General features: G+C 45.6%; 16 protein-coding genes and 1 riboswitch. Of the genes, 3 read left to right on the forward strand and 13 right to left on the reverse strand.

Annotated features, from left to right (window positions below):
* Window positions 1-143: 143 nt before the first annotated feature.
* Window positions 144-878 carry an elongation factor P 5-aminopentanone reductase gene (ymfI, locus tag D7Y06_RS08200; RefSeq protein WP_120407318.1) on the forward strand — a complete coding sequence of 245 codons (735 nt, stop codon included), beginning with the start codon at window positions 144-146 and terminating at the stop codon, window positions 876-878.
* 118 nt (window positions 879-996) lie between these two features.
* Window positions 997-1386, forward strand: coding sequence for a helix-turn-helix domain-containing protein (locus D7Y06_RS08205; RefSeq protein ID WP_158591319.1), 390 nt, complete (start codon window positions 997-999; stop codon window positions 1384-1386).
* A gap of 39 nt (window positions 1387-1425) precedes the next feature.
* Here D7Y06_RS08205 and D7Y06_RS08210 read toward each other — a convergent pair whose 3' ends face one another.
* The 9 genes from D7Y06_RS08210 to metK form a co-directional block, all read right to left on the reverse strand.
* Window positions 1426-2373, reverse strand: a complete 948-nt coding sequence (locus D7Y06_RS08210) for a fibronectin type III domain-containing protein (protein ID WP_120407320.1) — start codon at window positions 2371-2373, stop codon at window positions 1426-1428.
* A 127-nt stretch (window positions 2374-2500) separates the two neighbouring features.
* Window positions 2501-3124, reverse strand: a complete 624-nt coding sequence (locus tag D7Y06_RS08215) for an ABC-2 transporter permease (RefSeq protein WP_120407321.1) — start codon at window positions 3122-3124, stop codon at window positions 2501-2503.
* Window positions 3125-3126: 2 nt separating this feature from the next.
* A complete protein-coding gene (locus D7Y06_RS08220) occupies window positions 3127-3969 on the reverse strand; it encodes an ABC transporter ATP-binding protein (RefSeq protein ID WP_120407322.1) in 843 nt (280 codons plus the stop codon).
* 14 nt (window positions 3970-3983) lie between these two features.
* Window positions 3984-4358, reverse strand: a complete 375-nt coding sequence (locus D7Y06_RS08225; protein WP_120407323.1) for a GntR family transcriptional regulator — start codon at window positions 4356-4358, stop codon at window positions 3984-3986.
* A 77-nt stretch (window positions 4359-4435) separates the two neighbouring features.
* Window positions 4436-5440 (reverse strand): AI-2E family transporter, encoded by a 1005-nt coding sequence (locus D7Y06_RS08230; RefSeq protein ID WP_120407324.1) that lies wholly within the window; start codon window positions 5438-5440, stop codon window positions 4436-4438.
* 60 nt (window positions 5441-5500) lie between these two features.
* Window positions 5501-6184, reverse strand: coding sequence for an RluA family pseudouridine synthase (locus D7Y06_RS08235; protein WP_120407325.1), 684 nt, complete (start codon window positions 6182-6184; stop codon window positions 5501-5503).
* Between the two features lie 4 nt (window positions 6185-6188).
* Complete coding sequence (locus D7Y06_RS08240) at window positions 6189-6878, reverse strand: response regulator transcription factor (protein ID WP_120407326.1); 690 nt, start codon at window positions 6876-6878, stop codon at window positions 6189-6191.
* Window positions 6871-8361 carry a sensor histidine kinase gene (locus tag D7Y06_RS08245; RefSeq protein ID WP_120407327.1) on the reverse strand — a complete coding sequence of 497 codons (1491 nt, stop codon included), beginning with the start codon at window positions 8359-8361 and terminating at the stop codon, window positions 6871-6873. The genes D7Y06_RS08240 and D7Y06_RS08245 overlap by 8 nt, the downstream gene beginning before the upstream one ends.
* Before the next feature lie 121 nt (window positions 8362-8482).
* Window positions 8483-9670: a methionine adenosyltransferase gene (gene metK, locus D7Y06_RS08250; RefSeq protein WP_120407328.1), complete on the reverse strand. Its 1188-nt coding sequence runs from the start codon at window positions 9668-9670 to the stop codon at window positions 8483-8485.
* Window positions 9671-9777: 107 nt separating this feature from the next.
* Window positions 9778-9877: riboswitch (SAM riboswitch) on the reverse strand.
* Window positions 9878-10097: 220 nt separating this feature from the next.
* On the opposite strand from metK, the gene D7Y06_RS08255 reads away from it, so the two are divergent.
* Window positions 10098-11234, forward strand: coding sequence for an HD-GYP domain-containing protein (locus D7Y06_RS08255; protein WP_120407329.1), 1137 nt, complete (start codon window positions 10098-10100; stop codon window positions 11232-11234).
* A 60-nt stretch (window positions 11235-11294) separates the two neighbouring features.
* On the opposite strand, the gene D7Y06_RS08260 is transcribed toward D7Y06_RS08255, so the two are convergent.
* From D7Y06_RS08260 to D7Y06_RS08275, 4 genes are all read right to left on the reverse strand, one after another.
* On the reverse strand, window positions 11295-12587 hold the full coding sequence (locus D7Y06_RS08260; protein ID WP_120407330.1) for a UDP-N-acetylglucosamine 1-carboxyvinyltransferase: 1293 nt from the start codon (window positions 12585-12587) through the stop codon (window positions 11295-11297).
* A gap of 150 nt (window positions 12588-12737) precedes the next feature.
* The gene (locus tag D7Y06_RS08265) at window positions 12738-14243 is read right to left on the reverse strand and encodes a M23 family metallopeptidase (RefSeq protein WP_120407331.1); all 1506 of its coding nucleotides are present in this window, start codon (window positions 14241-14243) and stop codon (window positions 12738-12740) included.
* A gap of 8 nt (window positions 14244-14251) precedes the next feature.
* Complete coding sequence (locus D7Y06_RS08270) at window positions 14252-16009, reverse strand: ABC transporter ATP-binding protein (protein WP_120407332.1); 1758 nt, start codon at window positions 16007-16009, stop codon at window positions 14252-14254.
* Window positions 16002-17750 carry an ABC transporter ATP-binding protein gene (locus D7Y06_RS08275; RefSeq protein ID WP_120407333.1) on the reverse strand — a complete coding sequence of 583 codons (1749 nt, stop codon included), beginning with the start codon at window positions 17748-17750 and terminating at the stop codon, window positions 16002-16004. Before D7Y06_RS08275 ends, D7Y06_RS08270 begins: the two co-directional genes overlap by 8 nt.
* Window positions 17751-17788: the final 38 nt, after the last annotated feature.

Below are 17788 nucleotides of genomic sequence, written 5' to 3' on the forward strand. Positions count from 1 at the left end.
GTATGTACCAATTATATCACATTAGTACATAATTTCAAGAAATTTTCTGATTTCTTTGTATATTTTGTGTAACTATTCCTGTTCCTTTTCTTATTTCATCTTTTATAGTAATATAAACATAAATAAACGAACAGGAGAATATTATGAAAAGCTCTACCGTACTCATCACCGGGGCCTCCCGGGGTATTGGACAGGCCGCCGCCTCCGCCTTTGCCGCCAGGGGATACCGCCTGGTCCTAAACTGTTTTCATTCAAAAGAAAAACTGGAAACCTTTGCGGAAGAACTGAGGAGGGATTACGGAGTATCCGTCCTCACCTGCTGCGGAGACATTGGGGACTACAATTTTGTATGCGGACTCTTTAACCAGATGAAACAATTTGCCCCGGGCATTGATATTTTAGTGAATAATGCAGGCATTGACTACATCGGGCTCTTAAGCGACATGACCCTGAAAGAATGGAACCATGTGATAAATACAAACCTGACCTCCGTTTTTTCCTGCTGCAAAATGGCCATACCCTACATGGTCTCACAAAAACAGGGAAAAATCATTAACATTTCCTCCGCCTGGGGCAGCGTGGGGGCTTCCTGCGAGGCGGCATACTCTGCTGCAAAAGGGGGGATGAACGCTTTGACAAAGGCCCTGGCAAAAGAGCTTGCCCCCAGCAATATCCAGGTAAACGCCATTGCCTGCGGCGTCATTGACACCGACATGAACCGCTGCTTTTCCCGGGAAGAACGTGCCGCTCTCAATGAGGAGATTCCTGCAGGAAGGTTCGGCAGCCCAAAAGAAGCCGCACATCTGATTCTCCAGCTGGCGGAATCCCCCTCCTACCTCACAGGACAGATTATCGGGCTGGACGGGGGATGGATATAGATTCGCATAAAGCGAATATCATATTATGTCGAAGGAGATTTATTTGCTAATTGCACATTTCCCCTTTTTTCCCGGTATATTTCCATTACAATTCTCTCATTGGAAGGGAGGAATCGTATTGGATATCGGAACCCAGTTACGGAATTTACTTGATCAGGATGGCATTACCCAAAAGCAGTTGGCAGAGGCCCTGAACATATCATCCACCACTTTAAACGGTTATGTGCAAAACCGCAGGCAGCCCGACGCAAAAATGGCCATTCGCCTTGCCTCTTATTTTCACACCACCACAGATTATATTTATGGCCTCACCACATTCAGGGATCCTCCTGTCACGCCTTTTAATGCGGAAGAACGTCATTTAATCAACATCTACCGTGGGATTCCAGAGGGAATGAAGCCTTTATATATTGAAACCGGAAGAACTTTTTCCAGAGTTGCCAAGAAAAAGGAAAAGGAACTGAGGAAAAAAAGTGAAAAACAGGGAGAAAATACCGGCGAAAAGTAAAAAAACGGGGCAGCACTTATATGCTGTCCCGGATTGTTTCTATTTCCTGTGGTTCCAACTGGAATCTCCGCCGCCTCGTTTGGTATTCCAGCAGTATAAGGAACTGGAAGTATTTTTCGTACCTCCCTTATTGCAAATGGCCTCCACGTACACATAATATGTTTTCTTGGAAGAAAATTTCTTGCCGTTAAATTTCTTCACGGTACAGGAACTTTTGTTCTTGCTCACCGTAGCCACTTTTTTGTATCCGTTTTTCATTTTCGTAGACACATAAACTTTATACTGCGTAGCCCCGTTAGTCTTTTTCCACTTCAATTCCAGCTTATTCCCGCTAACCTTTACTTTTGAAAGCATAGGCTGGTTCAGGCAGTAAATAGTTCCCCAGGAAGAGTAGTATTTTTTCCCGTTAAACGTGGTGAAAGAGCGGGCCCGCACTTTGTATACCACATTGTTTTTCACGGAAAAATTTGTTCTGGAAGAGTAGCCGCCTACCTTATTGGTCTTCTTTAATTTGCCCTTATTATCGAACAGCTTCACCTCAAAACCGTCTGCCGCACTCTGGTTATCCCACTGCACATCCAATTCATTAATAAAATAGTACCATCTCTCTTGTTTTAGGCCTGTAAGCTTATCCGGAATTGTAACAGCCTTATAAAGAATACTGCCATAATTTTCACTTCCGTCTGCCCTCACTGTTTTTACATTCACAGAATATTTGGTGGCCGGTTTTAAACCGGAAATGGTATAGGCAAGCTCCCCTGTGTTCCCAACCAAATCATACTCCGCATCACTGCCGTTCTCTTTTATGTACACATTGTAGCTTACCGCATCTTTCTCTGCTGGCCAGGTTACTGTCACAGATGTCTTCTGGGCATCTGTCTGGGTTACTACTGCCGCCTTCGCTTCCATGGTGCCAGTTCCGATACAAATTCCCACAAAAAGCACCATAAGAAATAAAGCGGAAGTCTTCAAAAACTTCTTCATCATTGTTTTCCTCTCCTTATTTTTCTGGGTTGACTAGTAATTTCTCTTGTAGTTTACTTTATCTGGGACAAAATAGCAACCCGGTTTACCACCAAGAGTGATATGTGCTAAACTTTTTAAGAAATATTTTCTAATTTTTCTTTTTCACAGCACATCCATACAGCCTTTCCGAAAGCATAACAGACACAAATTGTATGATGAGAGTAATAGCAAAAATCTCCGGCATCATATAAGGACTCCACTCCGGCCGCGACACTCCTCCCTCAAAAACTCTGACAGAAAAATATGACTGGAGGCCAAACATAACGCTGATGGTGACAAACATCAGGAAAATCCTTGATTTTTCCACCCCCATGCGAAAAATTACCGGCAGCTGCAGCGCCATAACATTCACCGCCGCCAAAACAGAAATTATAATAACCCCCATATTTTGTAAAAGCTCTCCCTCTCCGATTCCCAAAATGAAATACAGGATTTGGATCACGGCCTCCAAAACGGCAATCCCCCCTGCCAGAAGATAGCCAAACAAATACTTCTCCGCCACCATCTTATGGTTGGAGTAAGGCATCATCTTCGCCATTTGGCCCCACTTGCTTCTCTCGTCATAAGCCAGGGCTGTCATAGGCAAAAGCGCCCCAAAAAATATACTGTAAATTCCCATCCCCGGAACCAGGGCAAATAGAAACATCAAAAGAAAATAAACTTTCGTCTGCTTCACAATTACCAGCCAGTCTTTTAACAATAAACCTTTCATGCCTATTCTCCTTTCGCCAGATACAAAATAATATCTTCCATTCCCGCCCGCTCAATGGGGTAATTTTCTGGTAAAAACTCCCGCTTAACCAGGATTTCTTTGAAATACCCATTATCCCGGACACCAACGACTGCCTCCTCCGGAATTTCTTCCGCCTCCCTTTTTCCCAGGCGCAGAATACCGTAAATTTCCTGCAGCCTGTCTTTTTCCTCATGCAGTATGATCTCCCCTTTATGGAGAAACGCCACGTAATCACAAATTTTTTCCAGGTCGCTTACGATGTGGGATGAAATTAACACCGAGTGGCCTTCCTCCCTTGTAAACTCATTAAAAATATCAAGAATCTCATCCCTGACAATGGGGTCAAGGCCGCCGGTAGCCTCATCTAAAATCAAAAGCTTAGCCTTGTGGGAAAGGGCCACTGCAATGGCAAGCTTCATTTTCATTCCCTTAGAATAGTCTTTAAACTTCTTTTGCCGTTCCACATGAAACTGATCTAAATAGCGGAAAAAAGTTTCTTCCTCCCAGTTTTTATATGTGTGCTTCATAATTTTATTTACATCCCAGCCGTTTAAAACCTCGGGAAAATACGCCTCGTCCAGTACAACGCCCACATCCTCCCGCACACCCAGAAACTCTTTGGATGTATTGTCCACCCCAAGAACCTTTATCTCCCCGGCCTCCTTTGTAACGGAATGCATCAAAAGCCTGATGGTGGTGCTCTTTCCTGCGCCGTTTTCCCCCACCAGACCCATAATGCAGCCTTCCGGCAGTGTGAGATTCAAATCCTTTATGGCAAAAGAACCATAAGTTTTAGAAACATGCTTCATTTCTATTGCATTCATATCTTTTCCTCCTGTTATTCTTCCAACTCTAAAAGCTTAAACATTTCCACCAGGGTATCATTTTTTAACCCGCAGGACTTAGCCAGCTTTACAATTTCACTCATGTGCGCCTCTATTTCTTTTAAGTGCTCCTCCCGTATCAGCTCCCTGTTTGTCTCCGCCACAAAACAGCCTTTCCCCCCTACGGTGTTCACATACCCGGCCCGTTCCAGCTCATCATAGGCACGCTTTGTTGTAATGACGCTGATTCTCAGATCTTTGGCCAGTCCCCGTATAGAGGGAAGCATTTCCCCTTCTGTCAAAACCCCTGTTAAAATCATATCCTTTATCTGTGCGTAAATCTGTTCATAGATGGGCTGGTCACTGGAATTTCTAATTATAATTTCCAAGCTCATACCTCCTATACTGTTATTACACAGTATATACAGTATGGTCGCATTTGTCAACAGAAAAATAAAAGAGGCTGTCACGCCCCTTCTTTCTCTCTGTTTATCAGCCATATTTCATAGATTAACAGTGCAGATATGGGCCCAAGCAAGACCCCGGCTCCCCCGTACACCTGTATCCCAATATACAGGCTCATAAGCACAAACAGGGGTGGAACCCCCAGTGTTTTCCCCACCAGCCTGGGTTCTAAAAACTGCCTGACACAGGTACACAAAAGATAAATCAAAAAATGTCCCGCCCCGGCAAGATAACGCCCCATCAGCAAATCCATAAAAGTCCAGGGTACAAGTATGGTGCCTGTCCCAAGGAAGGGCAGGGCGTCAAAAATCCCGATAAAGATTCCCACAGCCAGGGCATAGTTTGTACCTGTTAAAAACATCCCAGCCACGCAGATGAAAGTAATAATGCCCATAATGATAATCTGGGCCTTAAGATACGCCCCAAAGGCACTTTTCATATTCCGAAGGATCTCAAAAGCCTTCTGCCCCGCCCAGGTTTTTTGAAACAGGCGAAACACATACTCATATTCATGGAGTATTAAAAATGCCGCCACAAGAGTTACAAGGGCTTTTGCCAAAAAGGATAAGATGCAGGCTCCCGCCTCTTTTGAAATTTCCACGGCCCCGTTTGACATTCCCTTTACCATATCCCCGACTTTTTCCCCCACGTCATCCGCGGCCAAGCCGCTGATTTCTTCCACCTTTCTGCAGCACTCCCCGGAAAATACCTGCACTTTTTCCACAATAAAATTGAAATGGCGGACACAGCCGCTTCCCATGCGGTAACACAGGTATAAAAGCCCTGCACAGATAAGCCCCAGGGCCAGCAAAAACAAAATATATACCAGGCTTCTGGAAAATGCCCGGTTTCCCTTACAAAATTTTTCCGTCTTCCTTGCCAGGGGATAGAGCAGCCTGGCAAGTATCAATGCAATAAAAAAGGGCAGTACTATGGGAAAGATATATTTCATCCCCAGATAGACTGCGCCAACCAGTAATAATAGTTTCAAAAATTTTTTTCCCATTTTTCTTCTTCCATGTATTATTTTATGGGAAAATTATATGTAATTTTATGTTTTCTATCCTCAATCTTTAAGCTTTCTAAAAATTGGATTTTCAGGCAGCACAGAAAATTCCATTTTTTTTAATGTTTTAGGATGGATAAAACCAATTTTCGCCGCACATAAGGCAATGTGGTTTCCCTCTGCTGCCTGTAAGGCCCTGTCACCGCCGTATTTCCTGTCTCCTGCCAGGGGATATCCCCCATGGCTCATCTGCACCCGTATCTGGTGATGCCTTCCTGTGTGAAGCTTCACCAGAACTTCTGCCAATCCTTCTCTCTGTTTTAAAAAGCGGTAGGAGAGCACAGCTTTTTTGGCCCTGGGAGCCGAAGGCTCCGCCACAAAAGAACAGTTGTTCTTTCCATCTTTGATTAGATAATCCGTGAGCGTGTAATTTTCCCCGGTTTTCACCCTTTCCCCCGGCTGCAAACACACTATGGCATGATAATGCTTTTCCAGCTTTCCCTGTAAAACCTGCCTGTTTAAGAAGGACAAAGCCTGCCTGTTTTTCGCAAAAACCATGACCCCCTCCACCGGCTGGTCCAGCCTGTGCACAAGACCGATAAAGGGTTCTTCCCCTTTCTCTGCCCGGTAATTTCTCAGTAAGCTTACCATGTCCTTTTCCCCGGCCCTTTTTGTCTGAACCGGTATCCCGCTTTTTTTGTGAAGGATAAGAACTTCGTCATCCTCATATATCACTGCATCCATATGCCTACACCTTAAATCGGTATCCCACCCCCCAGATTGTCTCAATATACTGGGGTTTTGAGGAATTTAACTCGATTTTTTCCCGTATTTTTTTAATGTGGACCGTCACTGTGGCAATATCCCCCACAGACTCCATCTCCCAGATTTCCCGGAACAAATCCTCCTTGGTAAACACACGGTTGGGATTTTCCGCCAAAAATGTAAGGAGGTCAAATTCCTTGCTGGTAAAGGGTTTTTCCTCATCATTGACCCACACTCTCCGGGCCGTTTTGTCAATTTTAATCCCCCTGATTTCAATCATGGTATTTTCCGCCTGGCTGCTGCCAATAAGTCTTTCATACCGGGCCAGATGGGCTTTCACCCTTGCCACAAGCTCACTGGGTGAAAAAGGTTTTGTAATATAGTCATCTGCGCCGATGCCCAGCCCCCGGATTTTATCAATATCCTCTTTTTTGGCCGATACCATAAGGATTGGGGTATTTTTTACCTCCCGGATTTTTTTGCAGATTTCAAACCCGTCCAGACCTGGAAGCATCAAATCTAAAATAAACAGGTCAAATTCTTCCCCCAATGCCCGGGCCAGGCCCATATCTCCCTGGCTCTCAATTTCCACCTGAAAATCGCTTAATTCCAGATAATCCTTTTCTAGCTCCGCTATGGCTACTTCATCCTCAATAATCAAAATTTTACTCATCTCTTATGGCCTCCTGATATTTCCGAATCACAAAATACATCACCGTACCTACAGATTCTTTACTAGTCGCCCAGATTTTCCCCCCGTGGTCCTCCACAATTTTTTTCACGATGGAAAGGCCGATGCCGCTTCCCCCTGTGGCGGAATTTCTTGAGGCATCCCCCCGGAAAAACCGCTCGAAGATATAGGGCAGATCCTTTGGCGCAATGCCTTTTCCGTTATCTTCAATCTCAACCTGTATAAAATCCCCCACATCTTTTATTCTGATGTTAATCTGGCCCCGTTTATTTTTCATGTATTTTGCAGAATTGCCGATAATATTATTCACCACCCGGCGCAGCTGTTCCGGATCTGCGATAATCAGCACATGGTTATCCACATAGTTAAAGTAGGTAAGCCCAATATTTTTGGACTCCAAATCCATACTTATCTCCTCCACGCAGTCATTGAAATACTCTGACACGTTGAGTTTTGTAAAATTATATGGAATACGGTTGGTATCAATCTGGGAATAAAGGGTAAGCTCATTTAAGAGAGCATCCATTTCATTTGCCTTATTGTTTATGGTGCGCAGATACTTCTCCTGTTTTTCCGGCGTGTCCGCAACGCCGTCCAAAAGCCCTTCCGAATACCCTTTTACCGTGGTGATAGGCGTTTTTAAATCATGGGCAATATTGCTGATTAGCTCTCTATTTTCCCGCTCGCTGGTCATCTGCTGTTCTGCGGATTCCTTTAAACGCTTGCGCATCTCCTCGAAACTGGAGCACAGTTCGCTGATTTCATCGTTGCCCTCCCCCTCAATAGTGAAGTCCAGATTGCCCTGCTGTATGTTCACCGTGGCCGCTTCCAGTTTCTTTAAGGGCCGGATAATGCCGCCGTATATCCAGATAATCAGCATTGCCGCCGTACATAAGAGAATCAAAAAAACAGAGATAAACACATCAAAGGCCAGCCTTTTCATCTCCGGCAGAAGTTCGTATGCGTTGGTGACAATAAAAGCGCTGCCTTCCTCCCCGCTGGAAAAGCGGAAATCCACCTGTTTAATCAGGGCCTGTTCTTTTCCGTCCATATACATGGCAGAATTGTCATGCCAGTCATTTTCCCCGTAGTCCGGAAGGCTGCTGCCCTCAAGCAATGATGCGTCATTGCCCTTATAAATAATTCTATCCTCCCTTCGGATAATAAGGTAGGAATATTTCTTCTGCAATTCCTGATTCAGCCTTATCTGGTACTCCTCGTCTAAAAGCCTGTCAGGATAATTTTCCGCAATCTCCGTAAGATTGCCGTAATCTTTTATGGTATAACGGTTTAAGAGCTGTACGGAGTTCATAAGATAACTGTAGTCGGAATCGTCAAACCCATAGGTCTGTTCCAAAGCTTTAATCTGTACTTTCCAGAAGCACATAAAGGTAAACCCCGCCAGCACGATAGGTACAAACATAATGATAAAAAACGAAATCGTGAGCCTTGTCTTTAATTTCATAACCATTTCCTCTGCCAGAAAAAAGTCGCAGGGATAAATGAATCCCTACGACACATTATATCATGAAAAGTTCAGAATCCCACTAAAAAAACAAAATATTTTCTAAATTTTTCATAAACCCTTATAAATATTTTTTCAGTTCATCCACTTTGTCCAGGGCCTCCCAGGGAAGGTTTAAATCATTTCTCCCAAAATGTCCATAGGAAGCGGTCTGCTTATAAATGGGTCTTCTAAGATCCAGCATTTTGATAATTCCTGCAGGGCGCAGGTCAAAATTCTCCCGGATAATCTCCACAAGCTTTGTCTCCGGCAGTTTTCCTGTGCCGAAAGTCTCCACCATAATAGAATTGGGCTGTGCCACGCCGATAGCATATGCAAGCTGAATTTCACACCGCTCTGCCAAACCTGCCGCAACAATATTTTTTGCCACATAGCGGGCTGCATATGCTGCAGAACGGTCTACTTTTGTACAGTCCTTACCGGAAAATGCACCGCCGCCGTGGCGGGCAACCCCTCCGTAGGTATCCACAATAATCTTGCGTCCCGTAAGACCTGCATCCCCCTGAGGGCCTCCGATTACAAACCGCCCGGTAGGGTTAATATAATATTTTGTGTTTTCATCTAAAAGATCTTTTGGCAGCACAGGATTTAACACATGCTCTTTAATATCCTTATGTATCTGCTCCTGGGTTACTTTCTCATCATGCTGAGTGGAAATAACCACTGCCTCCAGGCGGGCAGGTTTTCCATTTTCATCATACTCAATGCTCACCTGGGATTTTCCGTCCGGCCGCAGATAGGTAAGGGTACCGTCTTTGCGGACTTTTGTGAGCTGCCTGGTAAGCTTATGTGCCAGTGAGATGGAATAGGGCATATATTCTTCTGTCTCATTGGTGGCATAGCCGAACATCATTCCCTGATCCCCAGCTCCAATAGCATCAATCTGGGCATCCGTCATTTTGCTCTCTTTTGCCTCCAGGGCCTTATCCACGCCCATGGCGATATCCGGGGACTGTTTGTCCACAGCCACCATAACAGCGCAGGTATTTCCGTCAAATCCCTTTTCAGAGCTGTCGTAGCCAATCTCCACCACCGTATCTCTGGCAATAGCGGAAAAGTCCACATTTGCCTTCGTGGTAATCTCCCCGGTAATCAGCACATATCCTGTACATGTCACCGTCTCGCATGCCACCCGGCTCATAGGGTCCTGGGCCATGCAGGCGTCTAAGATTGCATCTGAAACAGCATCGCATATTTTATCCGGATGTCCTTCCGTAACTGACTCTGAGGTAAATAATCTTTTTTCCATTTTATTTTCTCCTTTACTATGCTTACATTTTTCCTCTGGGTGTCCGTGTGCATAAAAAAACCGCTTAACAAATAAGCGGATTGATATTATTACAAATAAACCAATTCCTCTTATTGCTCGATTCACTCGCTCAGGTTGGCACCTTCCAGTAACTGGGGTTGCCGTGACTTCACAGATCCTATGTATCTCCATCACTCTGAATAAGAGAGGTTCTACTATTCAATTTTTACAGGCTCCTGTTTGAGATTAAACTACACCATTTCTATGCCTTTGTCAAGAACTATTGCAAACTTTTCCCAACTTTTTCACAATTTTTCTTAAGTTTTCATTGCCACTTTGAGAATTATGTTTTATAATTTTAATATATAGTTGGTTGTCCTATGTTTTCAAGTTGAAGTTTGGCTGACAATCAGGGAGGATTATTAAAATGCATGTTGTTAGAACGTTACAGTTAGAAGAGGGGATGATTACTGCCCTTCCGGTAAAGACAAAGGATGGTCAGTTTGTTGCAGACGCAGGGGTTTCCCTGACTCACCACTTAATTGCACAGATTAATTCATGCGGCATCCCCAGTATTGAGATACAGGATGATGAACCCGCCGCGGCAGAGGTTCCGGAGACAGCCAAAGCCCCGGAGGCTGCGGAAGCACCTAATATTCCAAAGGGAAATGCACAGAATCCTGCATATTCCCAGAGAATTAAGAGTTCCGCCGGTTTTCAGCGTTTCCAGTTTGAATATACAAAGGCTATAGATGATTTGGCGAAAGGGCTTGCCCCTGTTATCAACCAAAGCGGTGCTTTTGACAAAGATATGCTCTGTGAAATTGCCTTTCCCCTTATCGACGGGGTGAAAAGTTCCATAGAAATGTTTGATATGCTCCACAATATGCGCTCTGTGGACGACAGCATTTACGCCCACTCTATGAATGTAGGGCTGATTTCTGGGATTTTCGGCAAATGGTTAAAGCTCCCCAGGGAGGAAATACAGCTCTTGGTGCTGGCAGGCCTGCTCCATGATGTGGGCAAGGCAAAAATTCCCCCGGAGGTATTAAACAAACCTGGAAAATACACAGACGAGGAATTTGCTCTGGTAAAGAGCCATCCCAAGTTAAGTTACGACCTTTTATCCGCATATCCCGACGATTTCCTTGACCCCCGGGTAAAACTGGCCGCTCTCCAGCACCACGAAAGGCTGGATGGCAGCGGATATCCCCAGGGATTGCAGGGAAACGATATTGACGATTTTGCCATGATGATTGCTGTGGCGGATGTATATGACGCCATGACGGCTGCCCGCTCTTACCGGGCGCCCCTGTGTCCCTTCCAGGTTATCGCCGCTTTTGAGAAAGAGGGACTGCAGAAGTACCATCCCAAGTATATTTTGAAGTTTTTAGAGAAGATTGCCAACGCCTACCAGAAAAACCGCATCCTGTTAAACGACGGAAGGGCGGGGGATATTATTTTCTTAAACAAACAGCTGTCACGGCCTATTGTCCAGTTAAGCGACGGCTCCTGCGTGGATTTGTCCCGCACCCCAAATCTGAGCATACAATCATTGCTTTAATTTACATAGAAAAACCGTTTGAAAATTTTTCAAACGGTTTTTTTTCTGTGATTTTCTCTGTTAAGACACTTTCAATGTAAATTTCTGAATCTCTTTTTCCGTGGAAACTTTCTCAATCTGAGCTCCCAGGCTTTCCAGTTTTTCATGGAAACTCTCATATCCCCGCTCAATATAATAGATATCGTCCACAATGGTAATCCCCTCGGCCGCCAGTCCTGCAATCACCAGCGCAGCTCCCGCCCGAAGGTCCGGAGCGCTTACCCTGGCCCCTGTATATTTTTCAATTCCAGTGATAATGGCAATATTGCTCTCCACTTTTATGGAAGCCCCCATACGGGTGAGCTCATCCACATACTTAAATCTATTTTCAAAAATACTCTCGGTTATGGTGCTGGTTCCTTCTGATATCGCCAGCACAGCAGACATCTGGGGCTGCATATCGGTAGGAAATCCTGGATAGGGCAGAGTCGTCACCTGGGTGTGGTGCAGGGGCTTAGAGGCCACTACCCGCACTGCATCGTCCAATTCTTCTATCTCACATCCCACTTCAATTAATTTTGCCGTGGTGGCCTCCAAATGCTTGGGAATCACGTTTTTTACCGTCACATCCCCTCTGGTGGCTGCCGCCGCAAACATAAATGTGCCCGCTTCAATCTGGTCGGGAATAATGGAGTAATCTGTCTTGTGCAGCCGCTCCACCCCGGAAATACGAATCACATCTGTACCGGCGCCCCGGATATTTGCCCCCATGCTGTTTAAACAGTTGGCCACATCCACCACATGGGGCTCCTTGGCTGCATTTTCAATGGTGGTTTTTCCCTCTGCCATTGCTGCCGCCATCATAATATTTATAGTAGCTCCCACAGAAACCTTATCCAGATAGATATGCGTTCCCCTTAAAGTGTCTGCAACCGCAGAAATCAGCCCATGATGAATATCCACCGCTGCTCCCAGGGCGCGAAAACCTTTTAAGTGCAAATCGATAGGCCGGCTTCCAATATCACATCCCCCTGGAAGGGCAACCTCCGCCTTTTTGTATTTTCCAAGAAGGGCACCCAAAAGATAATAAGACGCACGGATTTTTTTAATATACTCATAGGCCACCGTCAGATTACTAATCATGGAGCCGTTGATTTTTACAGTATGGGCATCCACCCGCTCCACCATGGCGCCAATGCCCTCTATGGCATTGAGCATTACATTGATATCCCGCACATCGGGAAGGTTCTCTATTGTAACGGTCTCATCCGTCATAATTGCCGTTGCCAAAATAGCAAGAGCCGCATTCTTGGCTCCCCCTATCTCAACTTCTCCAACCAGCGGATTCCCACCCTTAATAATATACTGATCCATATCGCACCTCTATGCTTAACTATAGAATTCACATACAAACATTAATTATAGTAACTATACAATTCTTTTGTCAAGAATTTTCTGTATATGTAACATGTGTAATAATTTGGTAACAATATAAGCTGTTCAATCAGCATTAGTATACCACATCTATCGGATATAGTCCAATGGATTCACCTGAGAACCGTTAATTAATATTTCAAAATGTACATGGGGTCCTGTGGAACGTCCCGTATTTCCGCTTAAGGCGATACTCTGCCCCTGCTCCACATGCTGTCCCGGAGATACCAGCACCTTACTCAAATGACCATACCTGGTCTGTCTTCCGTCAGGATGATTGATATAAACCGCATATCCATATCCTCTCACTGCCCCGGCGATGGACACAGTCCCCCCGCTTGAGGCATACACATTTGTACCGATAGGAGTTGCCCAATCCACGCCTTTGTGCATTCTTCCCCATCTGCTGCCGTAACCGGAGGTAAACCTTCCTCCCCCCAAAGGCTTGATATAGCTTGGAGGCACAATGGTCCCCTCCTCCACAATCGTGGGCACCGCCTCCCTGAGAATCTGGGTATGTTCTGTAATTCTGGAAATTTCAATTCCATTCTCACTTACCACAATATCATTGACTCTTCTTAGGCCTTCCGCACCTTCCTGGCGCACTTCCCTGCGGTTCGTATACCAGCCGTCATTTTTTATCACCTGGTCCTCTGCCTCGTAGGTTTCCTCATATACGATACCCTGGGACACTTTCAGGGAAATGTCCGGCCTTGGCACCGCCACAATCAGTTCCTGGTCCGTATAAACCGGCGCATCCTCCCCGGAGAGTTCGTTAAGGCTCATAATGGAATCTACGGAAGTCTCAAATTTTTCTGCAATGATAGATAAACAATCTCCTGCTTCTACTACATATATTGTATTCGTTTCTTTTTCTTTTGTTACCTCTTCCACAGAGGCGGAAGCATCCGCCAGTTCCTCTTTTCTCACCACATTTTCATATCCAAAAACAGTATCTGCAAAATCCATAGCCAGAATACCTGTCTTTTCCTGGTAGTTTTTTTCATCAAAAACTTCTTTTTCCATGTCTAGCAACTGGGCGTTTATCCCTGCAAAAAGGTCATTTCCATGCATCTCCTGGGATTCTTTTTGTATATCCGCCATAAAAGCCCCCTCATACCCTGCAGGCTTCCGAAAACGCACGTAAAAATCACCGCCCCCCTCCGTATGGTTTTTTACCCCCTCCAAAAAGGCCATGGCCTCTTCCTCCGTGGCAAAATTTGCAGAAAAATCTTCAGTAGTAACGGTATAAGCAGAAATTTTTTCGTTTATTTTATTTTGTTTTAATTTCTCCGCCACCTGCTGTTCCATCTCTTCCACAGGCATCATGGGCTCAAAAAGTTTATCCTTGATTTGATAATCCACCTGAGTGGTGAGATACATATATCCCTTTGTATCTTTCATCGCCTTGCGTTTTGCCTCCCGAATCAGTTTTTCCACATCCGCTGATTTGGGCATTGAGCCGATTTTTTCTCCCTCAACGTAAATTTCATAGTAAGGCTGGCCCAACGAGATATACTGGGTAAGGGCTGCCCCTAAAAATAGCGCCCCTAAGGTGCCAACACAACCTGCTTCTATCTTTTGTCTTTTTTTCATAGTATCCCCTATTCCGCCTCTTTCGCCGCCACAAACTGGCTGTTGTACAATGTGGCATAAAATCCATTTTCCGCAAGGAGCTTTTCATGGTTTCCCTGCTCCAAAATATGGCCGTCTTTCATCACAAGTATCACATCCGCCTCTTTTATGGTAGAGAGGCGGTGGGCTACAATAAAGCTGGTGCGCCCTTCCATCATTTTTGCAAAGGCTTTCTGAATTTTTATTTCCGTTCTCGTGTCAATGGAGGAGGTAGCCTCATCCAAAATGAGCATGGAGGGCAGGGAAAGCATCACCCTGGCAATGCATAAAAGCTGCTTCTGCCCCTGGGAGAGCCCCCCTCCCTCCTCGGTAATCCAGGTGTCATACCCCTTGGGGAGCCTTTTAATAAAACTGTGGGCATGGGATGCCTTTGCCGCCTGAATCACGTCCTCCCTGGAAGCATCCGTCCCCATACGGATATTGTCAAAAATGGTTCCCTCCCTGAGCCAGGTTTCCTGGAGAACCATACCGTAGGAAGAGCGCAGGCTCTTTCTTGTAATATCCCTGATATCCTCCCCTTCCACCTGGATCGCCCCGGCGTCCACATCATAAAACCGCATCAAAAGATTAATTAAAGTGGTTTTTCCGCAGCCTGTGGGCCCCACAATAGCTACCCGCTGCCCCGGAAGGACATCCAGGTTAAAATCCACAATAAGATTCTGGCCTTTGGTGTAGGAAAAATCCACATGGGAAAGGCTCACATTTCCCTTTACCCCCGTAAGTTCCCCTGCATCCCTGTCGCTGACCTGGGGTTCCTCTTCAATAAGCTCTAAAATCCTCCCTGCACAGGCGATGGCATTCTGAAGCTCTGTCACCACGCCGGAAATTTCATTGAAAGGCTTTGTATACTGGTTGGCGTAACTTAAAAAGCTGGCAAGCTGCCCTACGCTGATTTGTCCCATCACCGCCGCCACTGCCCCGAAAATCCCTACCCCTGTGTACACCAGGCTGTTTACAAAGCGGGTGCTGGGATTCGTCATGGAAGAAAAAAATGTTGCCTCCAAAGAATATTTCCGCAGCCTTTCGTTTATCTCATCAAAGCGGACAAGTACTTTCTCCTCCTGTCCGAAAGCCTGGACCACTTTCTGGTTTGCAATCGTCTCCTCAATAAGAGCCGTCTGCTCCCCCCTGGCCTCCGACTGGCGTTTAAACATGACATAAGTTCTTTTTGCAATAAAGCTTGCTACAAAAAGGGAGAGGGGCGTGATGCAGATAACCACCAGGGCAATTTTGTACTGGATACTGACCATAAAGCATAGGGTGCCCAGTATGGTGATAACACCGGTAAAAAACTGGGTAAATCCCATTAAAAGCCCCTCTGCCACCTGGTCTGCATCGGCAATCACCCGGCTGACCAGTTCTCCGTAAGACCTGGTGTCCAGATATTTCAGGGGAAGAATCTCAATTTTTGCAAAGGCATCTTTTCGCATGTCCCTGACAATCTGATAGGTAATGCGGTTATTGCACACATTTAAAAGCCACTGGGCTGCAGAAGTTATTAAAACTACAATTAATATTGTTTTTATCGTTTGGAAAACTCCTGGAAAATCCACTTTCCCCTCCGACACGATACAGTCGATGGCGCTGCCTGTAAGAATGGGCACATAGAGGGTCAACACTGCGGACACCCCAGCAAAAAGCAAGGACGCCAATATCAGCCAGGTGTATTTGCGAATATAGCCGAGGAGCTTTTTTACTGTTCCCCACTGGGTCTTGTTTTTAGCCATTGACGACTCCCTCCTTACTCTGTTTTTCCGGAAACTGGGAGTAATAAATTTCCTGGTATACTTCACAGCTATCCAAAAGTTCTTCATGGGTTCCAATCCCTGCCAGCTCCCCATCCTCAAGCACTAAAATCTTATCTGCATACTGAATGGAAGAAGCCCTTTGGGACACGATAAACACCGTGGGCTTTTCCTTTAATCCGGCTATAGCTTTCCGCAGGGCTGCGTCTGTGGCATAATCCAGGGCGGAAGCGCTGTCGTCTAAAATCAAAATTTCCGGCTTTCTCACCAAAGCCCTTGCAATGGTAAGGCGCTGTCTCTGTCCCCCGGAAAAATTTTTGCCCCCCTGGGACACATAAGTGTCAAGCCCCTCCTTTTTCTCCACAATCTCCAAAGCCTGGGCTGTCTTTAATGCCTCCCGCATCTCCTCATCCGTGGCATTTTCCCTGCCCCAGGAGAGATTATCCCGGATAGTACCCTGAAACAGCACCGCCTTTTGCATCACAATTCCCACTTTATTTCTAAGCTCCCCAGGCTCATAGGAAGCCAGCTCTTTTCCGTCAATGCGTATGGAGCCTTTTGTGTGGGGATAAAAACCGGGAATGAGATGCACCAGGGACGATTTCCCCGAGCCTGTCCCGCCGATTACCCCTATAGTCTCTCCCCGCCGGGCGGTAAAGCTTATCTCCGTAAGAGATTCCTCTGACGCATCCTGATAGGTAAGGCCCACATGGGAAAAAACCACCATTTCCTCCCCGGTGCTGCCCCCGGCATCTTCTGCCGGTGTCTCTCTCGTCTCCCCCTGGGGAACTTCAAAAATCGACTGGATACGGTTGCCGCAAGCAATGGCCTTTGTCACAGTCACAATGAGGTTTGCCAGTTTTATCAGTTCCACAAGAATCTGCCCCATATAATTCACCAAAGCAACCACTTCCCCCTGGGTGAGAATCCCTAAGTCCACCTGCAGGGCCCCTTTGTAAATCAAATAAGCTGTGGCAGCATTAATCATCACATAGGTCACAGGATTTAAAAGCCCGGAAATCTTTCCCACAAACATCTGCATTCCAGTAAGCTCTTGATTTCTCTTTTCAAATTCACTTATCTCCTGCTCCTCCAAGTGAAAAGCCCGGATAACCCTTACCCCGGTAAGATTTTCCCTGGCACACTGGGTAACGGCATCCAGTTTTCCCTGAACTTTTTTATAGAGGGGAATGCTTATTGCCATCACCCCAAAAACTACCAGGGATAAAAGAGGGATAATAACCACAAATGTCATCGCCCCGGAAACGTCAATGGTAAACGCCATCACCATGGCCCCAAACACGATAAAGGGGGAGCGCAGGAAAAGCCGCAGCACCATATTCACACCGGACTGTGCCTGATTTACATCACTTGTCATTCTGGTGATTAAGGTGGCGTCTCCCAGCTTGTCCTGGCTGGTAAAAGAAAGCTTTTGTATATGGGCAAAAAGCCCATGGCGCACAGCAGTTCCAAAGCCTGCTGCCGCTTTTGCAGAAAAATATTGCGCCGTCACTGCGCTGATAAGTCCCACAACGCCTAAAAGGATTAGGATCAGGCACATTTTTATAATATAGGGAATGTCCCCTTCTGCAATTCCCACATCGATAACAGATGCCATCACAAGGGGCACCAAAAGTTCAAAAATGGCTTCTAACATTTTAAACAAAGGCGCCAAAACGCACTCTTTTTTATAATCCTTAAGGTATACCAAAAGATTTTTCACAATGTCCTCCTGTTTTCATACAAGCCCTCGGTGAAAAA

Origin of the sequence: Roseburia sp. 1XD42-69 (genome assembly GCF_003612565.1) — a bacterium.
In the GTDB taxonomy this organism is placed as follows: domain Bacteria; phylum Bacillota; class Clostridia; order Lachnospirales; family Lachnospiraceae; genus Roseburia_B.